The following is a 20,842-nucleotide window of genomic DNA, read 5'->3' as shown; positions in this document are numbered from 1 at the left end:
ATTAGAACAAGACCGGTTCATGCAGCTAGTTGCATGAACCGGTCTTGTTGTTATTTTTGCGCGTAGAACACGGCAAAGTCCAAATATTTATACATGCAGTCTGCAATGCTAAAGCCGGCCTCCTCCAGCCACACCAGCTGGTCCTCTACAGGAGCGTTGATATCTACCTTACGCCGCTCAATTGAGGCCGAGATGGCCTCGTCGGATAGTCCGCTTTGCCGGATTGCCTCCAGCCAGCAGCGGCGGTAATACGCATCCGACTCGGCGTATCGTCCCTGAACCTGGTCGGCGTTAATGAAGGTGCCGCCGGGTTCGAGCAGCTGGTATACAGTGCGGAACAGCTCCTTCTTCTCTGCATGGCTCAAATGGTGAATGGAGAGAGAGGAAATGACCATGTCGTAGGAATCGGTGAAAGGGTGCTTCGTATAGTCGCCAACCACATATTCCACTTGGTCAGAGCCTGCAAATCTTCTGCGTGCTCCTTCGAGCATCTTCTCGCTCAAGTCCATGAGCGTAAGCCGCGCCGCCGGATACTTCTGCAGCACCATCCCAGACAGCAGCCCCGTGCCGGCACCTAAATCAAGAATGCGCGGGGAAGCGGCAGGGCTCTCCATTAAATTCAAGGCCATTCCATAAAAGTCATCGAAGCATGGAATAAGCTGTCTTCGCTGCATATCATAGTCCTCTGCTACCCTATCAAACAGCTGCTTTACCGAGGATTTCATTTGCTCATCGCTCCTTTAGGTCTTTGCAGACATTTTAAGGGAGAAGTTGCGCAAATGGGAAATACATAATATGGATGAACTTAATAGGTAATAACTATGACGTAGTTTTCAAGTGATTGGAAATGGAGCTTGCCAATTGTGTAATAAGCCCTGGAAGCCATTCCTTAAGATCTGAGAAATGGAAACCTGCTTCTGCTGCCTTGCGGGTGGTCATCCCGAACGAGGCGCTAACCGCATAGGGCGACAGATTGTTGGCCTGCCCGGCGGCTTCCTCGGTTACGGTTTCGATGACAGCCGATTTGCCGGTGCGCACTTCGATTAGCTTCATCAACTCCCGTAAAGACACCGTACCTGCCGCACAGGCATTTACTGCACCGAGAGAGTCGTGGCGCCCTAACCAGAACAGGAATTCGGCCGCTTCTTCCGAAGAGATGAACGAGATTTGGGCATCCGGATCAATCGCTTGAATGGCTTTCCCTTCCATGGCATTTCTGATATGAAAGAGCAGCCGCTCTGTATAGTCATCTATTCCGATGACGAAGGGGAATCTGACTGCGCTTACGGGGAAGGAGGCTTGCTGAAGCAGAACCGCTTCAGCCTGACGTTTGCCCTCGCTGTAGTCAAATTCTTTGTAGGTTCCGATAGTGACAGGATAGTGAAGCGTGTCCACTTCCTCCTCGCTTCGCTCGGCGCTCCCGAATTCATAGACCGAGAGGGAGGAGGTGAGAACATAATGCTTGGTTTTGCCCGCAAATACCTCTGCTGCATCAAGAGCATCCTGGGAGGCAAAGCCGATATTGTCGTAAATTACATCCCAGGCCCGCCCTTCGGCTAAGTGCTCCAGGTCTTCCCGTTTCTGTCGATCGGCCTTGATGCGCTCCACGGAATCCCCGAATGGGTCGGCCGCTTGTCCGCGCGTAGCTACGGTGACCTCATCTCCCGCATCAATCAGACGCTGAACAAGCCTCTTGCCAAAAAATCCTGTTCCACCAAGTACCAGTACCTTCATGTTTAGCCTCCTTTTATTGATTTCTTCGGCTGCAGCCCTACTACTTTCCAAGTAGAATGTATCAAATTGCGAGGGGAAAGGAAAGAAAAGGAAGCGGGGAAGCAAAGAAAAAATCCCCTTGCCATTAGCTGCAGGGGGATGCTTAGCCCGTTACCGGAAATATTAAAGTTAGATCGAATCCGGTTCAATCCAGGTTTGTGACCATGTCTGGATCGCGCTCAGAATGGATTCAAAGGCAAGGCCTTTCTGTGTAAGGGAGTACTCGATGCGGACAGGGGTCTCAGGATAGACGATCCGTTTGACGATTCCTTCGGTTTCCAGCTCCTTCAGTCTCTCAGAGAGAAGGCGTCCGCTTATGTTGAGTGCAGTTTCCATAGCACAGAATCGTTTTGGGCCTTCGAGCAGCTGATAAATGATAAGACAAGCCCAGCGTTTGCTGGCAATTTGAATCCCCTTCTCGAATCGGGGGCATATTTGAGTTTGATCCATCGTTATTCACCTCTGTACTCATTCATTATACCAGATTAATTGCATGAAATGTTATCAAATAATATATATTAATTTAGTTACTTGACATAATTTAATACTGTTATTAAACTAACTAACAAAAAGTTATTTAGATTATAAAGAGGAGGTGCTTACATTGCATTCTGATATGAAACTAGGACCTGTCAAGCTGAAGATAAGCAGTTTAGTTCGCTCAGTTGCCTTTTATGAAGATGTCATTGGACTTAAGCTGTTGAGAAGGGAAGGTAGTACAGCCGAGCTTGCCGCCGCCGGGGCCGAGGGGCCTCTGCTGATTCTCGAAGAGGTGGAGAATGCGGTAAGCGTTCCGCGCAGATCGGCCTCAGGCTTGTACCACTTTGCCATTCTGCTGCCGACAAGGGCGGATCTGGGTCTGGTAACCCGTCATCTGCTGGACCGCCAAGTCTATTTCGGACACGGGGATCACAAGGTCAGTGAAGCTCTCTATTTAAATGATCCGGATGAGAACGGGATTGAGATTTACGCGGACCGTCCTCGGGAAGCTTGGGAGCGCCATGCAGATGGAACTGCAGTGATGACAACGGAAGCGGTCGATTTAGAGGACGTGCTGCAGGAGGCTGAGGGATTAGTTTGGTCAGGGCTGCCTGAGGGGACACGGATTGGGCATTTGCACTTTCATGTGGGGAATCTGGCTGAGGCTAAACGCTTCTATTGCGATGTACTTGGGCTCGACATTGCGGGAAGCTACCCTGATATGCGCGTGCTGTTTGTAGCGGCCGGAGGCTATCATCACCACCTTGGCTTAAATGTTTGGGCTGGAGAAGGAGCTAAGCCGCCTGCAGATCATGCGGTGGGGATCAAGAATTTCACGATTCTGCTGCCTGATTCGCGTGAAATTGAGGCTTTGATTGAAAGACTAAACGAAGCTAGCTATGCTCCAAAGAAGCAGGAAGATGCTTGGGTCGTTCGAGATCCTTGGAATATTGAAATTCGGATTAAACAAGGGAAAGGATGAGCGTGCTTGTGAATAGAAATTATGGAATTGGGCTCTTGCTGTTAAGATTAGTTCTGGGTGCAGTATTTCTGGCACATGGCATTACCAAATTTCAGAATGGAATTGAGAATACTGTAGCTTTCTTTGACAGCCTCGGGGTTCCCGGCTTTGTGGCCTATGCGACCGCTTTAATTGAAGTGATTGGCGGCGTAGCTATGATTTTGGGGCTTGGGACCCGCATCGTTGCAGCGTTGTTTGCTGTCATTATGGTCGGGGCAATCGTGACTGCCCGACTTGCGGCCGGCTTTGTCGGCGGCTATGAATTTGAGCTGACCCTGCTAGTGTTGTCAGTGGCGCTCCTGATTACAGGCAGCCCGTGGGTGGCGGCGGATCGGCTGTTTAAATCTTCTTCCTCTGAAGAGTAAGACCGTTTGGTCAGTGGGATTCATCCTGTTTTTGGGGTATAATCTTGCTTGGAAACCGGCGCATACGATATACTTGTCTCGCCAAAATATGACCAAGTGAGGGAGTAAGGAATGGAAAAAGTTCTAATTTTCGGCCATAAGAATCCAGACACGGATACAATTTGTTCCGCGATTGCCTATGCACATCTGAAGACACAGCTCGGCATGCAGGTAGAGGCAGTTCGCCTTGGCAACGTCAACGGGGAAACTCAGTTTGCTCTTGACCGCTTTAAGACCCCAGCACCTCGGCTGGTTGATACGGTAGCAAACGAAGTGAAGGAAGTTATTCTTGTCGATCATAATGAACGTCAGCAGAGTGCGAACGATATCGACCAGGTGCGCGTTATTGAGGTTATTGACCACCATCGTATCGCCAACTTTGAGACTAGCGGACCGCTCTATTACCGCGCCGAGCCTGTCGGCTGCACAGCTACGATCCTGAAGAAGCTCTACAAGGAGCACGATGTAGAAATTCCTGCATCTATCGCTGGATTAATGCTGTCTGCCATCATTTCGGATTCCTTGCTGTTTAAGTCGCCAACCTGCACGGAAGAGGATGTCAAGGCTGCGCGTGAGCTTGCGGAGATTGCTGGCGTGGATGCGGATAGCTATGGACTGGACATGCTGAAGGCCGGTGCAGACCTGAGCAAGAAGTCGATTGCAGAGCTGGTGGCACTTGACGCGAAAGAGTTCCAAATGGGCTCAAGCAAGGTTGAGATCGCACAGGTAAATGCAGTGGATGTGAACGATGTGCTCAGCCGCCAGGAGGAGCTGGAAACTGCGTTGTCGGCAATCATCTCCAGCAAGGGACTGGATTTGTTCCTGTTTGTCATCACAGACATTCTGAATAATGATTCTGTAGGGATCGCTATGGGTGAGAAATCCACTGCAGTGGAGAAGGCTTATAATGTGTCCCTTCAAAACAACAAAGCCCTTCTTAAAGGCGTAGTATCCCGCAAATCGCAAATTGTACCTATTTTAACAGATACGTTCAACAAGATGTAATTTATATTATCAGCTGAACAAAGCTAGAGGCCGCCGATTTCTGATCGGCGGTTTTTTGTTATTTGCAATTGACTTGCCAGTTGAGTTTGTTAATAATTTAGACAAAACCTTTAATTATGTGACAAATTTAGAACAACTATCATTTTGGCAAAAACGGAGGCTTAAGGATGATAAACAAACAGAATTTCTTACTTCTAGATTTACTTAAGCACGGACGGGATATTGGGTATTACTGCAAAGCCGATGGCATGTGCTTATATGTGACCCCATCGGTTGAAGAAGTGCTGGGGTATTCTCCTCAGGAGATCATAGGCAGACCAAATACCGATTACTGCCATCCAAATGATATAGAGCGTTTTCATGAAGGGATAGATCAAGAAGCGGGAAATCTGGCCAAATTCCGTGTGCGCCATAAGGACGGCCATTATCTGTGGTTTGAAGCCTCGCTTCATTGGACAGAGGACAGGCAGGAATGGTTTGCATTTTTCCGGGAAGTTACAGACCACAAGAAACGTGAAGAGGTGATGGAGGAAGCGCTGGATATTTCCAAGGTGGGAAGCTGGGAGTGGAATATTCAGAAGAAGCAGATCTGGATCTCTCACCAAATTAATCAAATATGCGGTCTAAATTTGAGCGATGAGCATGTGGACCCGCTGCTTCTGCTGCCCGTGATTGTTCCGGAGGACCGGGAGCGGTTCATCCAGCAGATTGAGGAAGCACTGCAGCAGCTTGAGCAGCTGGATACTGTCATTCGCTATATTCATGTCAGCCGCGAAATCAGGTTTCTTCATATCCGGGGAATTATCTCGGTGGATGAGCAGCAGAATCCGATATGCATGAATGGAACTATTCAGGATGTGACCGAGCGCAAGAAGGTAGAGCATCAGCTGAAGGAAACTGTGGAACGCTATACTTCTCTGAAGAAATACAATCATGACGCCATTTTTTCGCTGGATCTTCAGGGCAACATTATTAATACAAACAAAGTGGCTGAAAGATTGACCGGCTATACGGCGAAGCAGATGTCGGGGACAAGCCTGTCGCATTATGTAGGCAATGAACATTGGCGCTGCATTATAACAGATCCATACGAGTCTGAGGAAGAACAGGTTATCGATCAGATTCTTCATAAAGACGGATATTCAACCGAGGTTCTGACCAGTATTGCGCCGATTATTATCGCCAATGAGAAGGTGGGCGTCTATATAATCGCTAAAGACATTTCGGAGCAGAAAAAGCTGTTGAACGCTAAAGAAGCTGCCGAGAATATGAACCGGGCGAAGAGCGAATTCCTGGCGATGATGAGCCATGAGATTAGAACTCCGATGAACGGGGTGATTGGTATGACTGATCTGCTGCTGGAGACGACGGAGCTGAATCTGCAGCAGCAGGAATATGTACAGATTATTCGCAAGAGCGGAGATACTCTGCTGAATATTATCAATGATATTCTGGACTTCTCTAGAATTGAATCCGGCAGAACTACGGTGCTGGAAGAGAGCTTTAGCTTAAGGAACTGTCTGCTGGAGACGATGGATATGCTCTTCGCACAGGCGGAAGAGAAGGGGCTGCAGTTGATGTCTTCTGTGAGCCCATCTGTGCCGGACAGGTTGATAGGTGATCCTGATAAGCTGAAGCAGATTCTGGTCAACCTGGTGGGCAATGCGGTTAAATTTACGTTTACGGGCAGCGTGAAGGTCTTAGTTGAGCTGCGGAGTGAGGATTTGAATTCTGCGGCTCTTGAGATCGAAGTAGAGGACACAGGGATTGGAATTCCTGATGACAAAGTGCCCTATCTGTTTGAGCCTTTTCAACGCATAGATCACTTTATGAGCCGGAAGAGTGAAGGCACTGGATTGGGTCTAGCGATAACCAAGAAACTCGTAGGTCTTCTAGGCGGCCATATTTGGGTAGAACCTCGTAATGGGGGAGGAAGTCGATTTATGTTTACCGTAACTTTTAAGAAGGAACCCGGGCAGAATTTGGAGCAGAATTTAAAGGGTGAGAATGGATCAGAGCAGGCGCGAGCCTCCAAATCACTTCATATTCTTGTGGCGGAGGACAACGATATTAACCAGCTTGTGATGCAGCGAATGCTAGAGAAGCTGGGGCATCAGGTAACGATTGCTGAAGATGGTACAGAGGTTCTTCAGAAGATTGCCTACCATCAATTTGATTTAATCCTGATGGACATTCAAATGCCGCTGATGAACGGGTTGGAGGCAGCGAGGCTAATCCGGGAGACGCTCCCGGCGGAGAAGGTGCCAGTCATGGTTGCAGTTACGGCGAATGCGCTGAAGGGTGACCGGGAGAAGTGCTTGAGAGCAGGGTTAGATGATTATCTCAGCAAACCCGTTAAGAGCGCCGCGCTCGCGGAGCTGATCTCCAGACATTGCGGTTAAATTAGGTGAAGCGGAGCATCCTCATTCTCGTTTTAAACGGTCATGAGGATGCTTTATTATTGACAAAAATAATAAAAAAATATATAGTTGCTTAGACAACTAAAATTTGGGACGGTGTTGTTTTGAGAAATAAACTGGATCAATCGCTAGGTTTTTTCCTGGGACTTACGTATCGTAAGGTATCCCACCTGCTGCTTCAGCGCTTGAAGGAGTATAACATTACTCCCGAGCAGTGGTCGGTACTTGTTCGTATCGGTGAGAGGGACGGGATGATTCAGAAGGAAATTGGCGAACGCGCCGCCAAAGATAAACCTACTACAACCCGGCTGCTGATTGCTTTGGAAGAGAAGGGGTTTATTCGCAAGATTGGCGGGGAAGCCGACCGCCGTTCATTTTTAATTTACATTACAGATAAAGGACGGGAAGTTCTGCAGAAGACAGAGCCTATTGAGCATCAGGTCATGGAGGAGGTAACGGAAGGAATTCCTCAGGCTGAGCTTGAGCTTTTGTTGAAGCAGCTCAACCAGGTAGCCCAAAACGCGGATTACCTGCTAGATAAAGAGAAGGAGTGATTTTCATCAAGACGGAAACATTGGAGAGGCTGTGGAGTAAATCATTTATTATTTTGACAATCAGTTATTTGCTGCTGTTCTTATGTTTGCAAATGCTGCTTTCCCCATTCCCTACCTATGCCAAAGATAAGTTCCACCCGGGGGATTTTACAATTAGCCTGGTTACCAGCTTATTTGCGATTGCGGCCATTATCACCCGCTTTGCCGCCGTGCCCATCATGCGCAAATTTCACCGGAATACGGTGCTTTTCTGCGGTTTGATCCTAGCCGGTTTGGCTACAGTTCTATACTCATATGCTACATCCATTGTATGGCTGCTTGCTCTGCGTGTCTTATTCGGTATCGGCTTTGGACTGGCTAGCACGGTGATGCCAACCTTGGTTACGCAGATTATTCCTAAGCAAAGACTTGGTGAAGGAATCGGCTATTTTGGCCTGTCCACCAGCCTTGCCATGTCCATAGGACCTATGATTGGCCTGTCTGTACTGGACGGCTTTGGCTTTACCACGTTAACGATGCTGGGCACCGCTGCAGTCGTGATTATTTTCCCTCTGCTGCTGGCGAGCCGGAGCATTCCACCGCAGCCGGTGAAGCAGCCACAGAAGCACGGAGCATCCGCCGCTTCATCGAAGTTCTTCAACAAGCGGGTAGTGCTGCCCGCGCTGTTGAATGCGATGCTGTCTATTACTTATGGCGGATTGCTGGGCTTTCTAGCCCTTTACGGCAAGGAGATTCATCTCGATCAGATCGGTCTGTTCTTCCTATTCAATGCCGTTACCGTACTGATTATCCGCCCTCTGTCAGGCCGGATTTTTGATAGCAGAGGTCCGGCGGCAGTCCTTATTCCGGCAGGTTTCATTGTATTCGCCAGCCTGCTGCTGCTGTCGTTTATGCACACGATGCCGGTCATGATTGCAGCTGCCTTGCTGTATGGGCTGGGATTTGGAGCTATTCAGCCGACGACCCAGGCTTGGATGCTGCGGGAGACTACTCCGGAGCATCACGGTGCGGCGAACAGCTTGTTCTATAACTCAATTGATTTTGGTGTGGCTGTGGGCTCGATGCTCCTTGGAATCATCGCCTCCCATTCCAGCTATGCTATCATGTATCGCTGGGCTTCGGGAGTCATGCTGATCTTCCTTGTCATTTTTATGGTTGGACGATTGGGTTCAAGAAAAGGCAAAGTTCGCTCGGTCGAGCTGCAGAATATTGAAGTAGGCAAACAATAATAAATGCTACAGTAAATCGTAAGCGGAAGAAGCGGGAGAAATAGCCCGCTTCTTTTTTTATACGAAGCTGAAGCAAAAATATAGTGACTATCAGCACTAGAGAAAAATATCACATTATCATGGAGTTTATAGGCGTTCTGAAGTAAAATATACTCACTTACGATAAGGGAACAAGCGGGTACTCTAGGGGTGCTTAGGCTTGGCATAGGAGGGTCATATGGAGAGGGAGAGCATACTTAGACAGCCCAAGCAGCGCAAGCTGCTGCTCAGCGCAGGCATCAGCTGGCTGTTTGACGCCATGGATGTGGGAATGATTTCTTTCATCGTTGCAGCATTAGCGAAAGAGTGGGCGCTAAGTTCGTATCAGGTAGGTTTTTTGAATAGCATCAGCTCAGTGGGCATGGTAGTAGGGGCGGCATTGGCCGGGATTTTGGCAGACAGGTTTGGACGGAAGGCCGTTCTGCTCTGGACGCTTATAATATTCTCGGCAGCCAGCGGATTATCTGCCCTAGCAGCCAGCTTTGCAGTGTTGTGTACCTTGCGGTTCATCGCAGGCATCGGACTTGGCGGCGAGCTTCCGGTCGCTTCTACCTTGGTGTCCGAGTCGATGCCGCAAAGCCAGCGGGGAAGGGCGGTTGTGCTGCTAGAGAGCTTCTGGGCTGTAGGCTGGATCGCGTCGGCGCTGATCGCCTACTTTATCATTCCAGATTACGGCTGGCAGGCGGCATTTATTATCGGCGCTGTACCAGCGCTATATGCAATTTATTTGCGTAAGGCGATCGAGGATTCACCGCGCTATTTGAAGCGTAAGGCGGTGCAGAAGTCGCCGCTCGGCCAGCGGATTGCATTGCTCTGGTCTAAAGAACACCGCAAGTCAACCATCATGCTGTGGATTCTTTGGTTTACCGTGGTCTTTTCTTACTACGGCATGTTCTTGTGGCTGCCGTCTGTTATGGTTAGCAAGGGCTTTAGTCTGGTACGCAGCTTCGAATACGTGCTTATCATGACGCTGGCACAGCTTCCGGGCTATTTTACTGCGGCCTATTTCATTGAGAAGCTGGGCCGCAAGTTTGTGATGGTTGTCTACCTGGTGCTTACCGCCGTTAGTGCGCTCTGGTTTGGCAGTGCCACATCAGCAGCTTCGCTGATCGGGGCGGGGATCTGCCTGTCCTTCTTCAATTTGGGGGCATGGGGCGGGATGTACGCATACACTCCTGAGCTGTATCCGACCAAGGCCCGCTCTACGGGAGTAGGTCTTGCCACTTCATTTGGCCGGATTGGCGGGGTTATAGCGCCTTTATTGGTAGGTGTTCTGATTGGCAGAGGTATGCCAATTGCTCAGATTTTTACCATGTTCTTTATCGTTATTCTGATCGGTGCAGCTGCAGTGCTGCTATTGGGTCGTGAGACCCGGGGGCTTGAACTCGAGGACGAGGACCTAAATCAAGCTTTATAATGGAAATTGTGAAGGAGGGGAAGAGGATGGCTAAGAAAAAAGGGGCTCCTCAAGTAAGCCAGAAGGCTGCGGACAAGCCGGCTACTCTGAAGGACATGCTGAACCCTGAGGTGCTAGAGAAGCTTAAGCAGCAGGCAGCAGGGCTGAAGCAGGAGGAACTGCGCAAGCAGGAAGAGAAACATAAGGCCGAAGAAGAGGCCAGGAAGGCAGAACAAAAGCGGCTGGAGAACGACTTCGAACATCTGCTGAACAACAGCACTCAAGATTGGAAGAAGTTTAAATAACCATTCTTTGTTACATAAAAAACTGTCTCTTAACAGCCAAAAGGCTTGATAACTAAGAGGCAGTTTTTTATTTGGAGAGGGACAATAAGAAAAGATTGACTCTAACGCAGCGTTAGAGTTTAGGATGGAATAGCAGGAGGGGAGTAAGGATGTACAGAGTAAAGGAAGTAGCGAAGATGGTCGGAATAACGATCCGCACCTTGCATCATTATGACGAGATCGGCTTGTTCCGTCCTGAGCAGGTGAGCCCTGCGGGATACCGGTATTACTCAGCGGCAGACCTGGAAAAGTTGCAGCAGGTTCTCTTCTACCGGGAGCTCGGCTTCCCGCTGGCAGAGATTAAGGAGATGCTGGACAGCTCAAGCTTTGACCGCAAGTTTGCTCTACAGAATCACAGACAGCTGCTTGTTAGGAAGAAGGAGCGGCTCGAACAGCTAATTGCGACCGTCGATAAGACCCTCCGTTCTATGAAAGGAGAAACCCTGATGAAGAGTGAAGAAATGTTTGACGGCTTTGATATGACCGTTATTGAAGAGCATAAACGCAAATATGCGGAGGAAGCGCGCAGGAAATATGGCGGCAAGATGATGGATGAGGTAGAGAAGCGTACCGGTGCTTATACACCGGGGGATTGGGAGAGACTGACTTTAGAGACTGAGCGGCTGTATCAGCGTGTTATTGCGGCAATGGACAGGGGACCGGCTGACCCTGAAGTGCAGGAAGCGGTTAGAGAGCTCAGAGAGCAGATCACAAGCAACTTCTACGATTGTACGCCGGAGATCTTTCGCGGACTTGGCGATCTCTATGTACAAGACGAGCGGTTTACCCGGAACATAGATCGGCATAAGACGGGACTGGCTGCTTTCTTAAGAGAAGCTATGCATATTTACTGCGACCGCTTGTAAGAGGTTGACATATGCCACCACCTGTAACTATAATGATTACAGGTGGTGGCATAGCAATTGCCTCCTACGTTCAAATCATGAGGAGGAATCATACGATGGCAAACATTGCAGTGATTGGAGCAAGCGGGAAGGCAGGAAAGAATATTGTTCAGGAGGCTTTGAACCGAGGGCATGAGGTGACAGCGATTGTTAGGGACGCCTCTAAAGTTGCTGGTATTAAAGCTTCGGTGCTGGAGAAGGATCTATTTGACCTCACCGAGAACGATTTGCGTTCGTTCGATGTTGTCATTAATGCTTTCGGCGCACCTGCGGGGAAGGAATACTTGCATGTGGATGCAGGAAATGTGTTGATCAAGGCACTAACAGGAACGGAAGTTAGGCTGATTGTGGTAGGCGGCGCCGGCAGTCTTTATGTAGACGAGGCGAAGACAACGCGGGTGATCGATACGCCTGATTTCCCGGATATGTTCAAGCCGACAGCCTCCAATCAAGCTAAGAATTTGGAAATTTTGCAGGGCACGACTGGACTGAAATGGACATTCTTGAGTCCTTCAGCCGAATTTGCTCTGGGCCGGAGAACGGGGAAATATCAGAGCGGTAAGGATCAGCTTCTCGTGAATTCGCAGGGGCAAAGCTATGTGAGCTACGAAGATTATGCTGTCGCAGTCGTTGATGAGATTGAGAATCCGCAGCATATCGGTGAACGGTTCACCGTCGTGTCTGAGAAATAATAAAATAGGTTCTAAAAGGGGCAGTTCTCGTGTCATCAATATGATGACTTGGGGGCTGCTCTTTTTGAATTCATGGTTTCCTAAGCAACGCTATCGTCTTTTTTTCGACTTTTTTCGTAGGACTTTTTTCTTATTTTTTTAATGTAGAAACAAGGACTTTTTGCTGCTTGCTCGAATAAGTAAAGATGAGCTGATTATAAGAATGGATTAATATCCAGAGGGTGACGATCATGCTGGTATGGGAGTTTTTGCTTGGACTTGCGGCCGTTGGAGCAGGTTTTGGATTGGCTCAGCTTAGAAGACAGGTTCCGGTCAAACCGCTTCAGAGCTTCAGAAAATCACAACAATTAATAGCTGGGTGGGTGGCCAGTGAACGGGATATGCTATATTTTCTTGAGCTGCAGCCAACTCCTCGGCTTCGCTATGCCTGTCCACCGTTAGATAGACTGCTGGGAGATCAGCCCTGCACCGAGAAGCTTGATGATGCAGGCTTGTTTCTCTCTCTGCTGCACCCTGAAGATCGGGGGAGAATTGCAGGGATTGATGCTCACAGCTTTGATTTCAACCAACCTTTAATTTATCGTATTCGTAATCATGAAGGTTGTTATGTTTGGTATGAGGAATATAGGACCCCTGTTTATCATCAAGGGGAGCTGTATGCAGTTCAGGGCATATTGCGGAATGTGCATGAGCGTATTCTGGAGCAGACGCGCATGCAGTATAGGGTTTCTCACGATGGAATGACAGGCTTACATAACAGGGAACATTATGAAGAACTGGTGAAGAGATACAACGAGGAGGAATGCCTGCCGCTCGCTCTTATTCTATGCGACATGGATAATCTGAAGAGAGTGAATGATACCTATGGACACCAGCGCGGGGACCTATACATTCAGGAGGCAGCCCGTTTACTGAAAGAGTTCGCAGCGGAGAATGTGATCATCAGCCGGATAGGAGGAGATGAGTTCTCTGTTCTTGTTCTGGACGGAACTCAAGCACAGGCCGAGAGCTTGATCCGTTCCATTCGCCAAAGGATTGCCGCTTATCCTTCCGAGGAAATTGGCTTCTCCATGGATATGTCGGTGGGCTGCGCTTGGACCACGCAATCTATAGGGAGGATGGAAGAGCTCTTTCTGGAAGCGGATCAGGAAATGTACCGCCAGAAGAGCAGTAAGAAGGAGGTTCAACTTCAAGCGCTCACAGCGGCGGCGGTGGATGGTGATGATGTCAGATAACAAGAGGCTTTACAAAAACTAATGTGATTAGTTATAATCAAAACTAACCACATTAGTTTTTTTGCCGAGGAGGCTTAATTTATGAAGGTAACCTGTTATTCCAAGCTTCATCAACTAGCTTTTATGCCGCGCTTATTTCCTGTGAATTGCTATATTGTCGAGGAAGAGGACGGTCTTACCTTAATCGATGCCGCTATGCCCTTCAGTGCGGCTCCGATTCTGAACTACGCAAGCCAGCTAGGCAAGCCTCTAACCCGCATCGTCCTGACCCATGCTCATGGTGATCATGTAGGGGCGCTTGATGCCTTGAAGGCTGCACACCCGGATATTCAGCTTGCGATTTCTGCCCGGGATGCGAGATTGCTCGCCGGGGACAGCTCGCTGGACCCGCAAGAAGAGCAGGTGCCTATCCGCGGAAGCGTGCCGAAGGGGATACAGAGCCGTCCGGATCGGCTGCTCTCGGACGGTGACCGCATCGGCTCTCTGCAGGCGATTCTCGCGCCCGGGCATACCCCGGGCTCCATGGCGCTGCTGGACACCCGCAGCGGGGCGCTCATCGCGGGCGACGCTTTCCAGCTGCGCGGCGGCATCGCCGTCAGCGGCCAGCTGCGGCCGCTGTTCCCGTTCCCGGCGATGGCTACGTGGAGCAAGCAGGCCGCGCTGAGCTCGGCGCGCAGGCTCCGCGCGCTGAAGCCGTCCGTGCTGGCCGTCGGCCACGGCCGGCTGCTGCCTGATCCGCTCGCGGCGATGGACAGGGCCATCGCAGCTGCCGAGCGGAAGCTGCAGGCGGCCGCCGCGAAGGAAGGCGGCTCCCATGCCTAGGGCCGGCCTGGATCAGACGGCCGTGCTGCAGGCGGCGGCGGAGCTTGCCGACGAGCATGGCATAGACGCGCTTACGCTGGCGCTCGTCGCCCAGAAGCTGGGCATCCGCTCTCCTTCGCTCTACAACCATGTGGACGGGCTAAGCGGGCTGCGCCGGAAGCTGGCCGTCCACGGTCTAGAGCAGCTGTATTCGCGGATGGATGAGGCCGCTTCGGCCAGCACGCCGGAGCATGCGGCCTTTGCGCTGGCCGAAGCCTATTTCAGCTTCGCCAGTCAGCGCCCCGGGCTGTATGAGGCCACCCTGCGGGCACCCGATGCGCAGGACACGGACTTAGAGCAGGCCGCAGACCGGATTCTGGAGCTGACGCTGCGCGTGCTGCAGGATACAGGCCTTACCGGTGAAGCTTCCATTCATGCGGTTCGCGGCTTCCGCAGCCTGCTGCACGGATTTGCCACACTGGAGGGGAAAGGGGGCTTTGGCATTCCGCTTGACCTGCTGGAGAGCCTGCGCTTCTCGCTGCGGGCCTACCTGGGAGGGCTTCGCCAAGCCAGTCTTCTATCGGACAAGCAAGAATAACGTGATTAAGAAATATTCAGAGGGGTAAAAGAAAAACAAGTGGAAGTTTTGTAAGAGGATGAAGGTCCGGACACAAATAATCCCCGTCAGGCTAGCATGGCGGGGTGACTTTGCTCACGACCTCGGTGAGCGACATATTATAATCCTATCGTGAAAAATTAAATATTATTCCTAATATATAGAATGAACTAAAGAAATGAATGTTACAGGGCCGTATTAGGCAGTTAAATATAGAAAGATCAATGTAAACTTTAGTTCAATCTATATAACAATAAAAATACAGTAATAAACAGGAAAAAGGAGCGCTAGGCTCCTTCTTCAGACTCAAGACACGTATAACGTGTGACTTTATCCACGACGAGGTGGATGACATAATTAGCAAATCACGTAATAACTCTTGGCATAATAGTAACCTTTTCGTAAGTTATTGTCAAGGATATTTTGTGATTTTTTTTAAAGGCCAAAGGTCCATTTCACCCGATTTTCAAGCCGATTTATGTCTTCCTCGTCTAAATTTCCAAGGTGCTCCTTCAGCCGGATTTTGCTGACAGACGTCGTTTCTTCCGTTTTTGCTGCGGAATCATAGGCCAGAAAGTCGTATTTGTGTTTGAACAGAAAATAATGGCTCTGAAAGCGGGGAACGGGCAGCCCTTCACGAGTAACAACGGCTTGGCCGGTTTTGAAGTTCGTCTTGGATTTTAAATTCTTGGTCAGCGGGATCACCAACACATTGCCTGAGGTTGAATTGACTGTATTGTTAGAAATGATGACCACCGGACGTTCCTCATTCTGTTCACAACCGATATTTTCCCCAAAATTGCAAAAATGAACCGCACCCCTTACCATTTTCCGACCCATTTGTGTTTTTTCGTTATCGATCCACTGGTGGGCCAGCTGAATTTTGACAGGTTTCCAGGCTAATATTTGCTCTTCCTTCAGCTTCTTCTGCTGTGTCAAACGATCCCGGCGAACGGGTGGGCGACTTGTGTTTGTTTGATGTTGTTTATCGTTCATTGTATCCTCCCCGAAGGCAACTCTTTACCGTTTCTCTAGGAATATGGTGAATATACATGTGCAGTAATAACAAACATATTTCATTTTTACACTATATAGCAGGCCTGTTAAACAAATAGGGAGAAAAAAATTAGTATGCTTAGTTCTATCATAAAACATACGGAGCCGACAGGCAAAATTGTTAAATATACCCTAACGAGGTACCAGGCACATAAAAAAACCGAAAAAGCCCCAACACTAGAGATGTCTGAACCATGTATGTATAGATTTTACCTCTTACAAGCAGCAAGAAAGGAGATTGGGGTATGTCCAGTCAATGCGGGAGTTCGGGGACTCAGGAGACAAAAGGGGATTTGAAGTGGTGGCAGCTGTCACTCTTGGGAGTAGCATGTACAATCGGAACGGGGTACTTTCTCGGGTCGGCCCTTGCTATTCATATCGGAGGCCCAGCTATTTTAGCGGGATTTGTGCTTGCAGCGCTCGGAACTTATACGGTGTTTGATGTTCTATCCAAAATGACAGCTGATCACCCGGAGAAGGGTTCCTTCCGGTCTTATGCCAAACGGGCTTTTGGAAGATGGGCCGGCTTCAGCAGCGGCTGGGTTTACTGGGCCTCGGAGCTTCTGATTATGGGCAGCCAGCTTACGGCTTTATCCATCTTCTCGAGGTTCTGGTTCCCGGGGATTCCGATGTGGATATTTGCCGCAGGGTACGCTGTCTTGGGATTGATTGTTATTCTGGTGGGAAATAAGCTGTTCGATTCCATTGAAAATGTTTTATCGGTGATCAAGATTGCAGCGATTCTAATGTTTATCGTGATCGCCGCTGCAGCCCTGTTCGGCTGGATTCGCGGCGGAGGGCACCGGCCGGAATTTCCGCATACAGCAGGTGCGCTGCTGCCGCATGGTTTTACCGGCTTGTGGGCCGCTTTTATTTATGCTTTCTATGCGTATGGCGGCATTGAGGTGCTTGGACTCATGTCACTGCGGCTAAAGAAGCCGGAGCAGGCGCCGATGGCGGGTAAAATCATGCTCATCATGCTCATCACACTTACCATTCTGTACGTGTTGTCCTTGGGGTTAGCCGTAACCATGGTTGCCTATAGCGCTTTTGATCCGAAGAAGAGCCCGTTCATTACGGCGCTGGGCAGCTATGCGCTTCCATTTATTCCACATGTCTTCAATGGAGTTCTTATTATTGCCGGCTTCTCTACGATGGTGGCCTCGCTATATGCTGTAACGACCATGCTGGTTACTTTAGCAGAGGACAGCGATGCCCCACCGGTGTTCGCTAAGAAGGTAACGAAGAAAGAGCTGCCCCTGCTTGCCATCGGCCTTACAGCTGTCGGCCTTATCGCCTCGATCGTGCTGGCGCTGGCTATGCCAGGAAAAATCTACGAATATGTAACCACCGCAGCCGGATTAATGCTGCTGTATAACTGGCTGTTTATCTTGTTTACGGCTGGTAAGCTGCTTGAGCTGAAACTCCTCGGCCAAATCATGAGATTTACCGGGATGGCACTGATTCTGCTCGCGGTTGCGGGAACACTGTTTCATGGAACAAGCCGCCCCGGACTATGGGGCAGCCTGATTTTTGTTCTACTAATCGGCGGGATTACTGTTCTGCTTCAGTTTACAGTTTGGAAGAAGAAGAAGCCGGACAAGACCGTACCGAAGAGGCGGGTAGCGATCAGATCCAATAAGCGCCCTGCCCACTAGAAGAGCAGGAGAGCGGCTTGATATCCGAAGTAAAGGCCAAAGCCGATCAGCGAGAGGCCTGAACCTGCTGAAATGATCTTTAGAGCTCTTACGGTCAGGAAGCGGCGGAAGGCGCTGGCGAAGGTTGCCATGGTTACATCCCAGAGAATGACGCCTGAAATAATAGCACAGCTGAAGAGAATGAGCTCGGGAGTATCGTGGGTCGTCGCCGTCTGGGCGAGTACGGAGCCGTAAATACCCAGCCAGAATAGAATGGACATGGGATTGGACAGGGACATAAACAGGCCGGCGAAGAAGGACTTAGATAGCGGCTCGCTGCTGCGCGTTTCTTTAAGTGTAATTTTGCGGGCAGACCAGAGGCTCTCCACTCCGATATAAATCAGGATAAAAAAACCAAAGGACCACAGGAAGGACTTCATGAAGGGGGTGTCCAGGAAATGGACCACTCCCAAATATACCAGGATCATATAGATGATGTCGCCCATCACAGCGCCCAATCCGACGAGCCAAGCGGGCATGAAGCCACCCCGGATTCCTTTGTCGAGCTGAGCGGCATTGATCGGGCCGATTGGAGCTGACAAGGAAAGACCGAGCAGCACATAGCTTAACAGAACCATCAGCACTCCCCCTACACATTTGGCAATATACTTGTACAGCTTATTCGGACAGGGCTTCAAATAGAATCTGCTGAATGGGAATCTTGCAGATGACATACTTGCAGATGATAAAAAGGGTTGCTGCACTTAAGAGAGACGACAGCAATCGGCGGGTTTTGACAAGCCTAAGGCGAAAGTGCTACCTTAGAAGCAAATAGCACATAAAGGAAGACGATTACGGATATGAGCAAATTTGCTAGCAATTATATAATTACGATGGATGATATCGTACGTGAGGGAGACCCCATTCTCAGGACGGTGACCGAGCCAGTCAGTCTGCCTCTAGATGAGGAGACGCTTGGCGAGATGGATGCCATGATGCTGTTTCTGAAGAACAGCCAGGACGAGGAGCTGGCGAAGAAGTATAAGCTTCGGGCCGGAGTGGGGCTGTCCGCCAATCAGATCGGCTTGAACAAACGGATGTTTGCCGCTTATTTCAGCGATGACAAAGGGGTCATGCGGGAGTATGCATTATTTAATCCGAAGATTATCAGTCATTCGGAGGCGATGATTTATCTTCCTGAAAGTGAAGGTTGCCTGTCTGTGGACAGGTCTGTTCAAGGGTTTGTGCCGCGCTACGAGCGCATTCAGATCGGAGCCTTTAACCGTGAGGGCGAGCCCGTGAAGCTGCGCTTCCGCGGATTCGCTGCTATCGTGATGCAGCATGAGCTGGATCATTTGAACGGCATTATGTTCTATGACCATATTTCAAAGGAGAATCCGTACAAGCTGCCTACTGGGGTGCAAATTTCAAGTTTATATTAATGTAAAACAACAAAACAGCAAAAAGCGGCCCAATCGGCCGCTTTTTGCTGTTTTGTTGTTTAGACCTGGATGCTGTTCGAGGGGGGAGGCTCTATTCAAGCCAGCCCATCTTCTCCGCAATGCTGATGGCATCGATTCGGTTCTTCGCCTCCAGCTTCTGGATCAGCTCAGACACATAGTTGCGGACCGTCCCGTAAGACAAGAAGAGCTGGACGGCGATTTCTTTAACGCTGAGCCCGGTGGCCAGCAGTCCGAGCACCTCGCGCTCCCGCTCGGTAAGTGGATTCTTCGGCTCCCAGAAAGCCATGGACAGCTCGGGACTAATGGCCCGACCGCCCGACTGGACCCGGCGGAGCGCGCGGCTGAGCTCATCAATCGGAGAGTCCTTCAGCAGGTAGCCATAGGCACCAGCCCGCATTGCGCGCTGGAAGTAGCCAGCTCTTGAGAAGGTGGTTAGAATGACGGCGCGGCAGGAGTACTGCTCGTCTTGAAGATATTCGGCCACTTCAAGTCCTGTCATCTCAGGCATCTCAATGTCAAGAATACAGATGTCCGGCGAATATTCCTGGATGAGCTGCACCGCTTGGCGGCCGTTCTCCGCTTGGCCCACAACCTCGATATCATTCTCCAGATCCAGCAAGGCCGATAGTGCGCCGCGCAGCATAGCCTGATCTTCCGCGATGATCACTCTCATATTTAGAAGTCCTCCTTTGACGGCGTCTTGAGGATTTTAGGAATTTGAATGGTCAGAACAGCTCCTGTGCCTGGTTCCTGACGAAATTCCAGTCTGCCTTGAACCAGCTCCAGCCTTTCCTTCATCCCGAGGAGTCCCCGTCCTGTTGTAGATGTTATAGACCTGCGGGGCGGTGCTCCTGTTCCGTTATCACTGATCGTTAATGACAGCAGCCCGGGAGTATCCTCGATCTTGATGACGCAAACCTGGGCCAAGCTGTGCTTCACCACGTTATTCACGGCTTCTCTTAGACAGAGGCCAAGAATATTCTGGGTGAGCGGCGGGGCATCAAGCTTGTCCGCACCGCCTTCAAGCTGCATTCTGACCCCGGCGGCACTAAGAATGCTCCGGGCCTGAAGGAGCTCTTCCTTGATCGACAGGGAATTCATCCCCGATACAAGATCCCGGACCTGCTGTAGTGCCGAGCGTGAAGTGGTCTGGATATCCTTGATCTCTGCGGCCGCCCGCTCGGGCTTCTTGGTGAGAAGCTTCTCGGCGAGCTCGCTCTTGAGCGTAATCAGGGATAGCGTATGGCCCAGCGTATCGTGCAGATCCCGCGAGATGCGCTGCCGTTCCTCGATTTTGCTAAGCCGGGCAATTTCCTCATTGGCAGAGGACAGCTGCCGCTTCAGCTCATTCGAATGTCTGATCATCCGCATGATCCAGGGGAAGACAGAGATAATGAGGGTTGGCGGAAGCAGGCTGAGCCAGTCACTTGGCTGCATTCTTCCCATATTCAAGAGGAGGATGACAGCGAATAGAAGCAGCTGCCCGCTTATGCCAATGAGGAAATGGCGTCTGTTCTCCAGCATGCCTAACAGGGCGGCAGAGAAGAAGCCGAGCATCAGCAGGTTCGGATCAAGCATCAGACTAAAGTAAGCGATGATCAGAATAAGGAGCAGGGCAAAGGGCACTCGGTACCTGCGGTACCAAAAGCCATGTACATAACAGAAGGCGAACAAGGCAAGCAAGCTAAGTCCGATCATTTTTTCAGCCAGAAAGACCGGCTTCTGAATGATCAGGTACAGAGGCGAACCCAAGTACACCAAGAAGAGAAGCG

The 20,842-nt window shown here is 50.1% G+C and carries 22 protein-coding genes; 15 read left to right on the top strand and 7 right to left on the bottom strand.

Going from position 1 to position 20,842, the window contains the following annotated elements:
• Positions 1-50: 50 nt before the first annotated feature.
• The 3 genes from DCC85_RS18900 to DCC85_RS18890 form a co-directional block, all read right to left on the bottom strand.
• Positions 51-725 (bottom strand): class I SAM-dependent methyltransferase, encoded by a 675-nt coding sequence (locus tag DCC85_RS18900; protein ID WP_108466957.1) that lies wholly within the window; start codon positions 723-725, stop codon positions 51-53.
• 94 nt (positions 726-819) lie between these two features.
• Positions 820-1,734 carry an NAD-dependent epimerase/dehydratase family protein gene (locus DCC85_RS18895; RefSeq protein ID WP_108466956.1) on the bottom strand — a complete coding sequence of 305 codons (915 nt, stop codon included), beginning with the start codon at positions 1,732-1,734 and terminating at the stop codon, positions 820-822.
• Between the two features lie 168 nt (positions 1,735-1,902).
• Complete coding sequence (locus DCC85_RS18890; RefSeq protein ID WP_108466955.1) at positions 1,903-2,223, bottom strand: winged helix-turn-helix transcriptional regulator; 321 nt, start codon at positions 2,221-2,223, stop codon at positions 1,903-1,905.
• A gap of 166 nt (positions 2,224-2,389) precedes the next feature.
• Between DCC85_RS18890 and DCC85_RS18885 the strand changes: the two genes are divergently transcribed.
• From DCC85_RS18885 to DCC85_RS18825, 13 genes are all read left to right on the top strand, one after another.
• Positions 2,390-3,235 carry a VOC family protein gene (locus tag DCC85_RS18885; protein WP_108467961.1) on the top strand — a complete coding sequence of 282 codons (846 nt, stop codon included), beginning with the start codon at positions 2,390-2,392 and terminating at the stop codon, positions 3,233-3,235.
• A gap of 8 nt (positions 3,236-3,243) precedes the next feature.
• Positions 3,244-3,639, top strand: a complete 396-nt coding sequence (locus DCC85_RS18880; protein WP_199909941.1) for a DoxX family protein — start codon at positions 3,244-3,246, stop codon at positions 3,637-3,639.
• A 111-nt stretch (positions 3,640-3,750) separates the two neighbouring features.
• The gene (locus tag DCC85_RS18875; RefSeq protein ID WP_108466953.1) at positions 3,751-4,683 is read left to right on the top strand and encodes a manganese-dependent inorganic pyrophosphatase; all 933 of its coding nucleotides are present in this window, start codon (positions 3,751-3,753) and stop codon (positions 4,681-4,683) included.
• Positions 4,684-4,850: 167 nt separating this feature from the next.
• Entirely contained in the window at positions 4,851-7,085 is a 2,235-nt protein-coding gene (locus DCC85_RS18870) for a PAS domain S-box protein (protein WP_108466952.1), read from the top strand.
• A gap of 122 nt (positions 7,086-7,207) precedes the next feature.
• A complete protein-coding gene (locus DCC85_RS18865; protein WP_234414237.1) occupies positions 7,208-7,657 on the top strand; it encodes a MarR family winged helix-turn-helix transcriptional regulator in 450 nt (149 codons plus the stop codon).
• Positions 7,654-8,886 carry an MFS transporter gene (locus tag DCC85_RS18860; RefSeq protein WP_234414236.1) on the top strand — a complete coding sequence of 411 codons (1,233 nt, stop codon included), beginning with the start codon at positions 7,654-7,656 and terminating at the stop codon, positions 8,884-8,886. Before DCC85_RS18865 ends, DCC85_RS18860 begins: the two co-directional genes overlap by 4 nt.
• Before the next feature lie 217 nt (positions 8,887-9,103).
• Positions 9,104-10,342 carry an MFS transporter gene (locus tag DCC85_RS18855; protein ID WP_108466950.1) on the top strand — a complete coding sequence of 413 codons (1,239 nt, stop codon included), beginning with the start codon at positions 9,104-9,106 and terminating at the stop codon, positions 10,340-10,342.
• A 26-nt stretch (positions 10,343-10,368) separates the two neighbouring features.
• Positions 10,369-10,626 carry a YqkE family protein gene (locus DCC85_RS18850; protein ID WP_108466949.1) on the top strand — a complete coding sequence of 86 codons (258 nt, stop codon included), beginning with the start codon at positions 10,369-10,371 and terminating at the stop codon, positions 10,624-10,626.
• A gap of 149 nt (positions 10,627-10,775) precedes the next feature.
• Positions 10,776-11,531 carry a MerR family transcriptional regulator gene (locus tag DCC85_RS18845; protein WP_108466948.1) on the top strand — a complete coding sequence of 252 codons (756 nt, stop codon included), beginning with the start codon at positions 10,776-10,778 and terminating at the stop codon, positions 11,529-11,531.
• A gap of 95 nt (positions 11,532-11,626) precedes the next feature.
• Positions 11,627-12,262, top strand: coding sequence for an NAD(P)-dependent oxidoreductase (locus DCC85_RS18840; RefSeq protein ID WP_108466947.1), 636 nt, complete (start codon positions 11,627-11,629; stop codon positions 12,260-12,262).
• 230 nt (positions 12,263-12,492) lie between these two features.
• Positions 12,493-13,497, top strand: coding sequence for a GGDEF domain-containing protein (locus DCC85_RS18835; protein ID WP_108466946.1), 1,005 nt, complete (start codon positions 12,493-12,495; stop codon positions 13,495-13,497).
• Positions 13,498-13,578: 81 nt separating this feature from the next.
• Positions 13,579-14,319, top strand: a complete 741-nt coding sequence (locus DCC85_RS18830) for an MBL fold metallo-hydrolase (protein ID WP_108466945.1) — start codon at positions 13,579-13,581, stop codon at positions 14,317-14,319.
• Positions 14,312-14,896 (top strand): TetR/AcrR family transcriptional regulator, encoded by a 585-nt coding sequence (locus DCC85_RS18825; RefSeq protein ID WP_108466944.1) that lies wholly within the window; start codon positions 14,312-14,314, stop codon positions 14,894-14,896. Before DCC85_RS18830 ends, DCC85_RS18825 begins: the two co-directional genes overlap by 8 nt.
• A gap of 453 nt (positions 14,897-15,349) precedes the next feature.
• On the opposite strand, the gene DCC85_RS18820 is transcribed toward DCC85_RS18825, so the two are convergent.
• On the bottom strand, positions 15,350-15,910 hold the full coding sequence (locus tag DCC85_RS18820; protein WP_108466943.1) for a type II toxin-antitoxin system PemK/MazF family toxin: 561 nt from the start codon (positions 15,908-15,910) through the stop codon (positions 15,350-15,352).
• 305 nt (positions 15,911-16,215) lie between these two features.
• Between DCC85_RS18820 and DCC85_RS18815 the strand changes: the two genes are divergently transcribed.
• Positions 16,216-17,628 (top strand): amino acid permease, encoded by a 1,413-nt coding sequence (locus DCC85_RS18815; RefSeq protein ID WP_108466942.1) that lies wholly within the window; start codon positions 16,216-16,218, stop codon positions 17,626-17,628.
• Here the strand turns inward: DCC85_RS18815 and DCC85_RS18810 are convergent.
• Positions 17,625-18,248 (bottom strand): LysE family transporter, encoded by a 624-nt coding sequence (locus DCC85_RS18810; RefSeq protein WP_108467959.1) that lies wholly within the window; start codon positions 18,246-18,248, stop codon positions 17,625-17,627. The two genes, DCC85_RS18815 and DCC85_RS18810, sit on opposite strands and share 4 nt — an antisense overlap.
• Positions 18,249-18,467: 219 nt before the next feature.
• Between DCC85_RS18810 and def the strand changes: the two genes are divergently transcribed.
• The gene (def, locus tag DCC85_RS18805; RefSeq protein WP_108466941.1) at positions 18,468-19,049 is read left to right on the top strand and encodes a peptide deformylase; all 582 of its coding nucleotides are present in this window, start codon (positions 18,468-18,470) and stop codon (positions 19,047-19,049) included.
• 91 nt (positions 19,050-19,140) lie between these two features.
• On the opposite strand, the gene DCC85_RS18800 is transcribed toward def, so the two are convergent.
• Together DCC85_RS18800 and DCC85_RS18795 are read right to left on the bottom strand one after the other, a co-directional pair.
• Entirely contained in the window at positions 19,141-19,743 is a 603-nt protein-coding gene (locus DCC85_RS18800) for a response regulator transcription factor (protein WP_108466940.1), read from the bottom strand.
• A gap of 2 nt (positions 19,744-19,745) precedes the next feature.
• Positions 19,746-20,828 (bottom strand): sensor histidine kinase, encoded by a 1,083-nt coding sequence (locus tag DCC85_RS18795; RefSeq protein ID WP_234414486.1) that lies wholly within the window; start codon positions 20,826-20,828, stop codon positions 19,746-19,748.
• Positions 20,829-20,842: the final 14 nt, after the last annotated feature.

The organism is Paenibacillus sp. CAA11 (genome assembly GCF_003060825.1).
Classification (GTDB): domain Bacteria; phylum Bacillota; class Bacilli; order Paenibacillales; family Paenibacillaceae; genus Fontibacillus.
The sequence above is the reverse complement of the archived record's forward strand: the minus strand, read 5'-3'. Positions and strand labels throughout refer to the sequence as shown.

Bases quoted from the DNA above. Each gene is read 5' to 3' on its own strand.
- DCC85_RS18845 (WP_108466948.1), top strand. From the start codon at position 10,776: ATGTACAGAGTAAAGGAAGTAGCGAAGATGGTCGGAATAACGATCCGC.
- DCC85_RS18890 (WP_108466955.1), bottom strand. From the start codon at position 2,223: ATGGATCAAACTCAAATATGCCCCCGATTCGAGAAGGGGATTCAAATT.
- DCC85_RS18850 (WP_108466949.1), top strand. From the start codon at position 10,369: ATGGCTAAGAAAAAAGGGGCTCCTCAAGTAAGCCAGAAGGCTGCGGAC.
- DCC85_RS18800 (WP_108466940.1), bottom strand. From the start codon at position 19,743: ATGAGAGTGATCATCGCGGAAGATCAGGCTATGCTGCGCGGCGCACTA.
- def (WP_108466941.1), top strand. From the start codon at position 18,468: ATGAGCAAATTTGCTAGCAATTATATAATTACGATGGATGATATCGTA.
- DCC85_RS18870 (WP_108466952.1), top strand. From the start codon at position 4,851: ATGATAAACAAACAGAATTTCTTACTTCTAGATTTACTTAAGCACGGA.
- DCC85_RS18895 (WP_108466956.1), bottom strand. From the start codon at position 1,734: ATGAAGGTACTGGTACTTGGTGGAACAGGATTTTTTGGCAAGAGGCTT.
- DCC85_RS18820 (WP_108466943.1), bottom strand. From the start codon at position 15,910: ATGAACGATAAACAACATCAAACAAACACAAGTCGCCCACCCGTTCGC.
- DCC85_RS18900 (WP_108466957.1), bottom strand. From the start codon at position 725: ATGAAATCCTCGGTAAAGCAGCTGTTTGATAGGGTAGCAGAGGACTAT.
- DCC85_RS18825 (WP_108466944.1), top strand. From the start codon at position 14,312: ATGCCTAGGGCCGGCCTGGATCAGACGGCCGTGCTGCAGGCGGCGGCG.
- DCC85_RS18835 (WP_108466946.1), top strand. From the start codon at position 12,493: ATGCTGGTATGGGAGTTTTTGCTTGGACTTGCGGCCGTTGGAGCAGGT.
- DCC85_RS18815 (WP_108466942.1), top strand. From the start codon at position 16,216: ATGTCCAGTCAATGCGGGAGTTCGGGGACTCAGGAGACAAAAGGGGAT.
- DCC85_RS18875 (WP_108466953.1), top strand. From the start codon at position 3,751: ATGGAAAAAGTTCTAATTTTCGGCCATAAGAATCCAGACACGGATACA.
- DCC85_RS18885 (WP_108467961.1), top strand. From the start codon at position 2,390: ATGAAACTAGGACCTGTCAAGCTGAAGATAAGCAGTTTAGTTCGCTCA.
- DCC85_RS18855 (WP_108466950.1), top strand. From the start codon at position 9,104: ATGGAGAGGGAGAGCATACTTAGACAGCCCAAGCAGCGCAAGCTGCTG.
- DCC85_RS18830 (WP_108466945.1), top strand. From the start codon at position 13,579: ATGAAGGTAACCTGTTATTCCAAGCTTCATCAACTAGCTTTTATGCCG.
- DCC85_RS18840 (WP_108466947.1), top strand. From the start codon at position 11,627: ATGGCAAACATTGCAGTGATTGGAGCAAGCGGGAAGGCAGGAAAGAAT.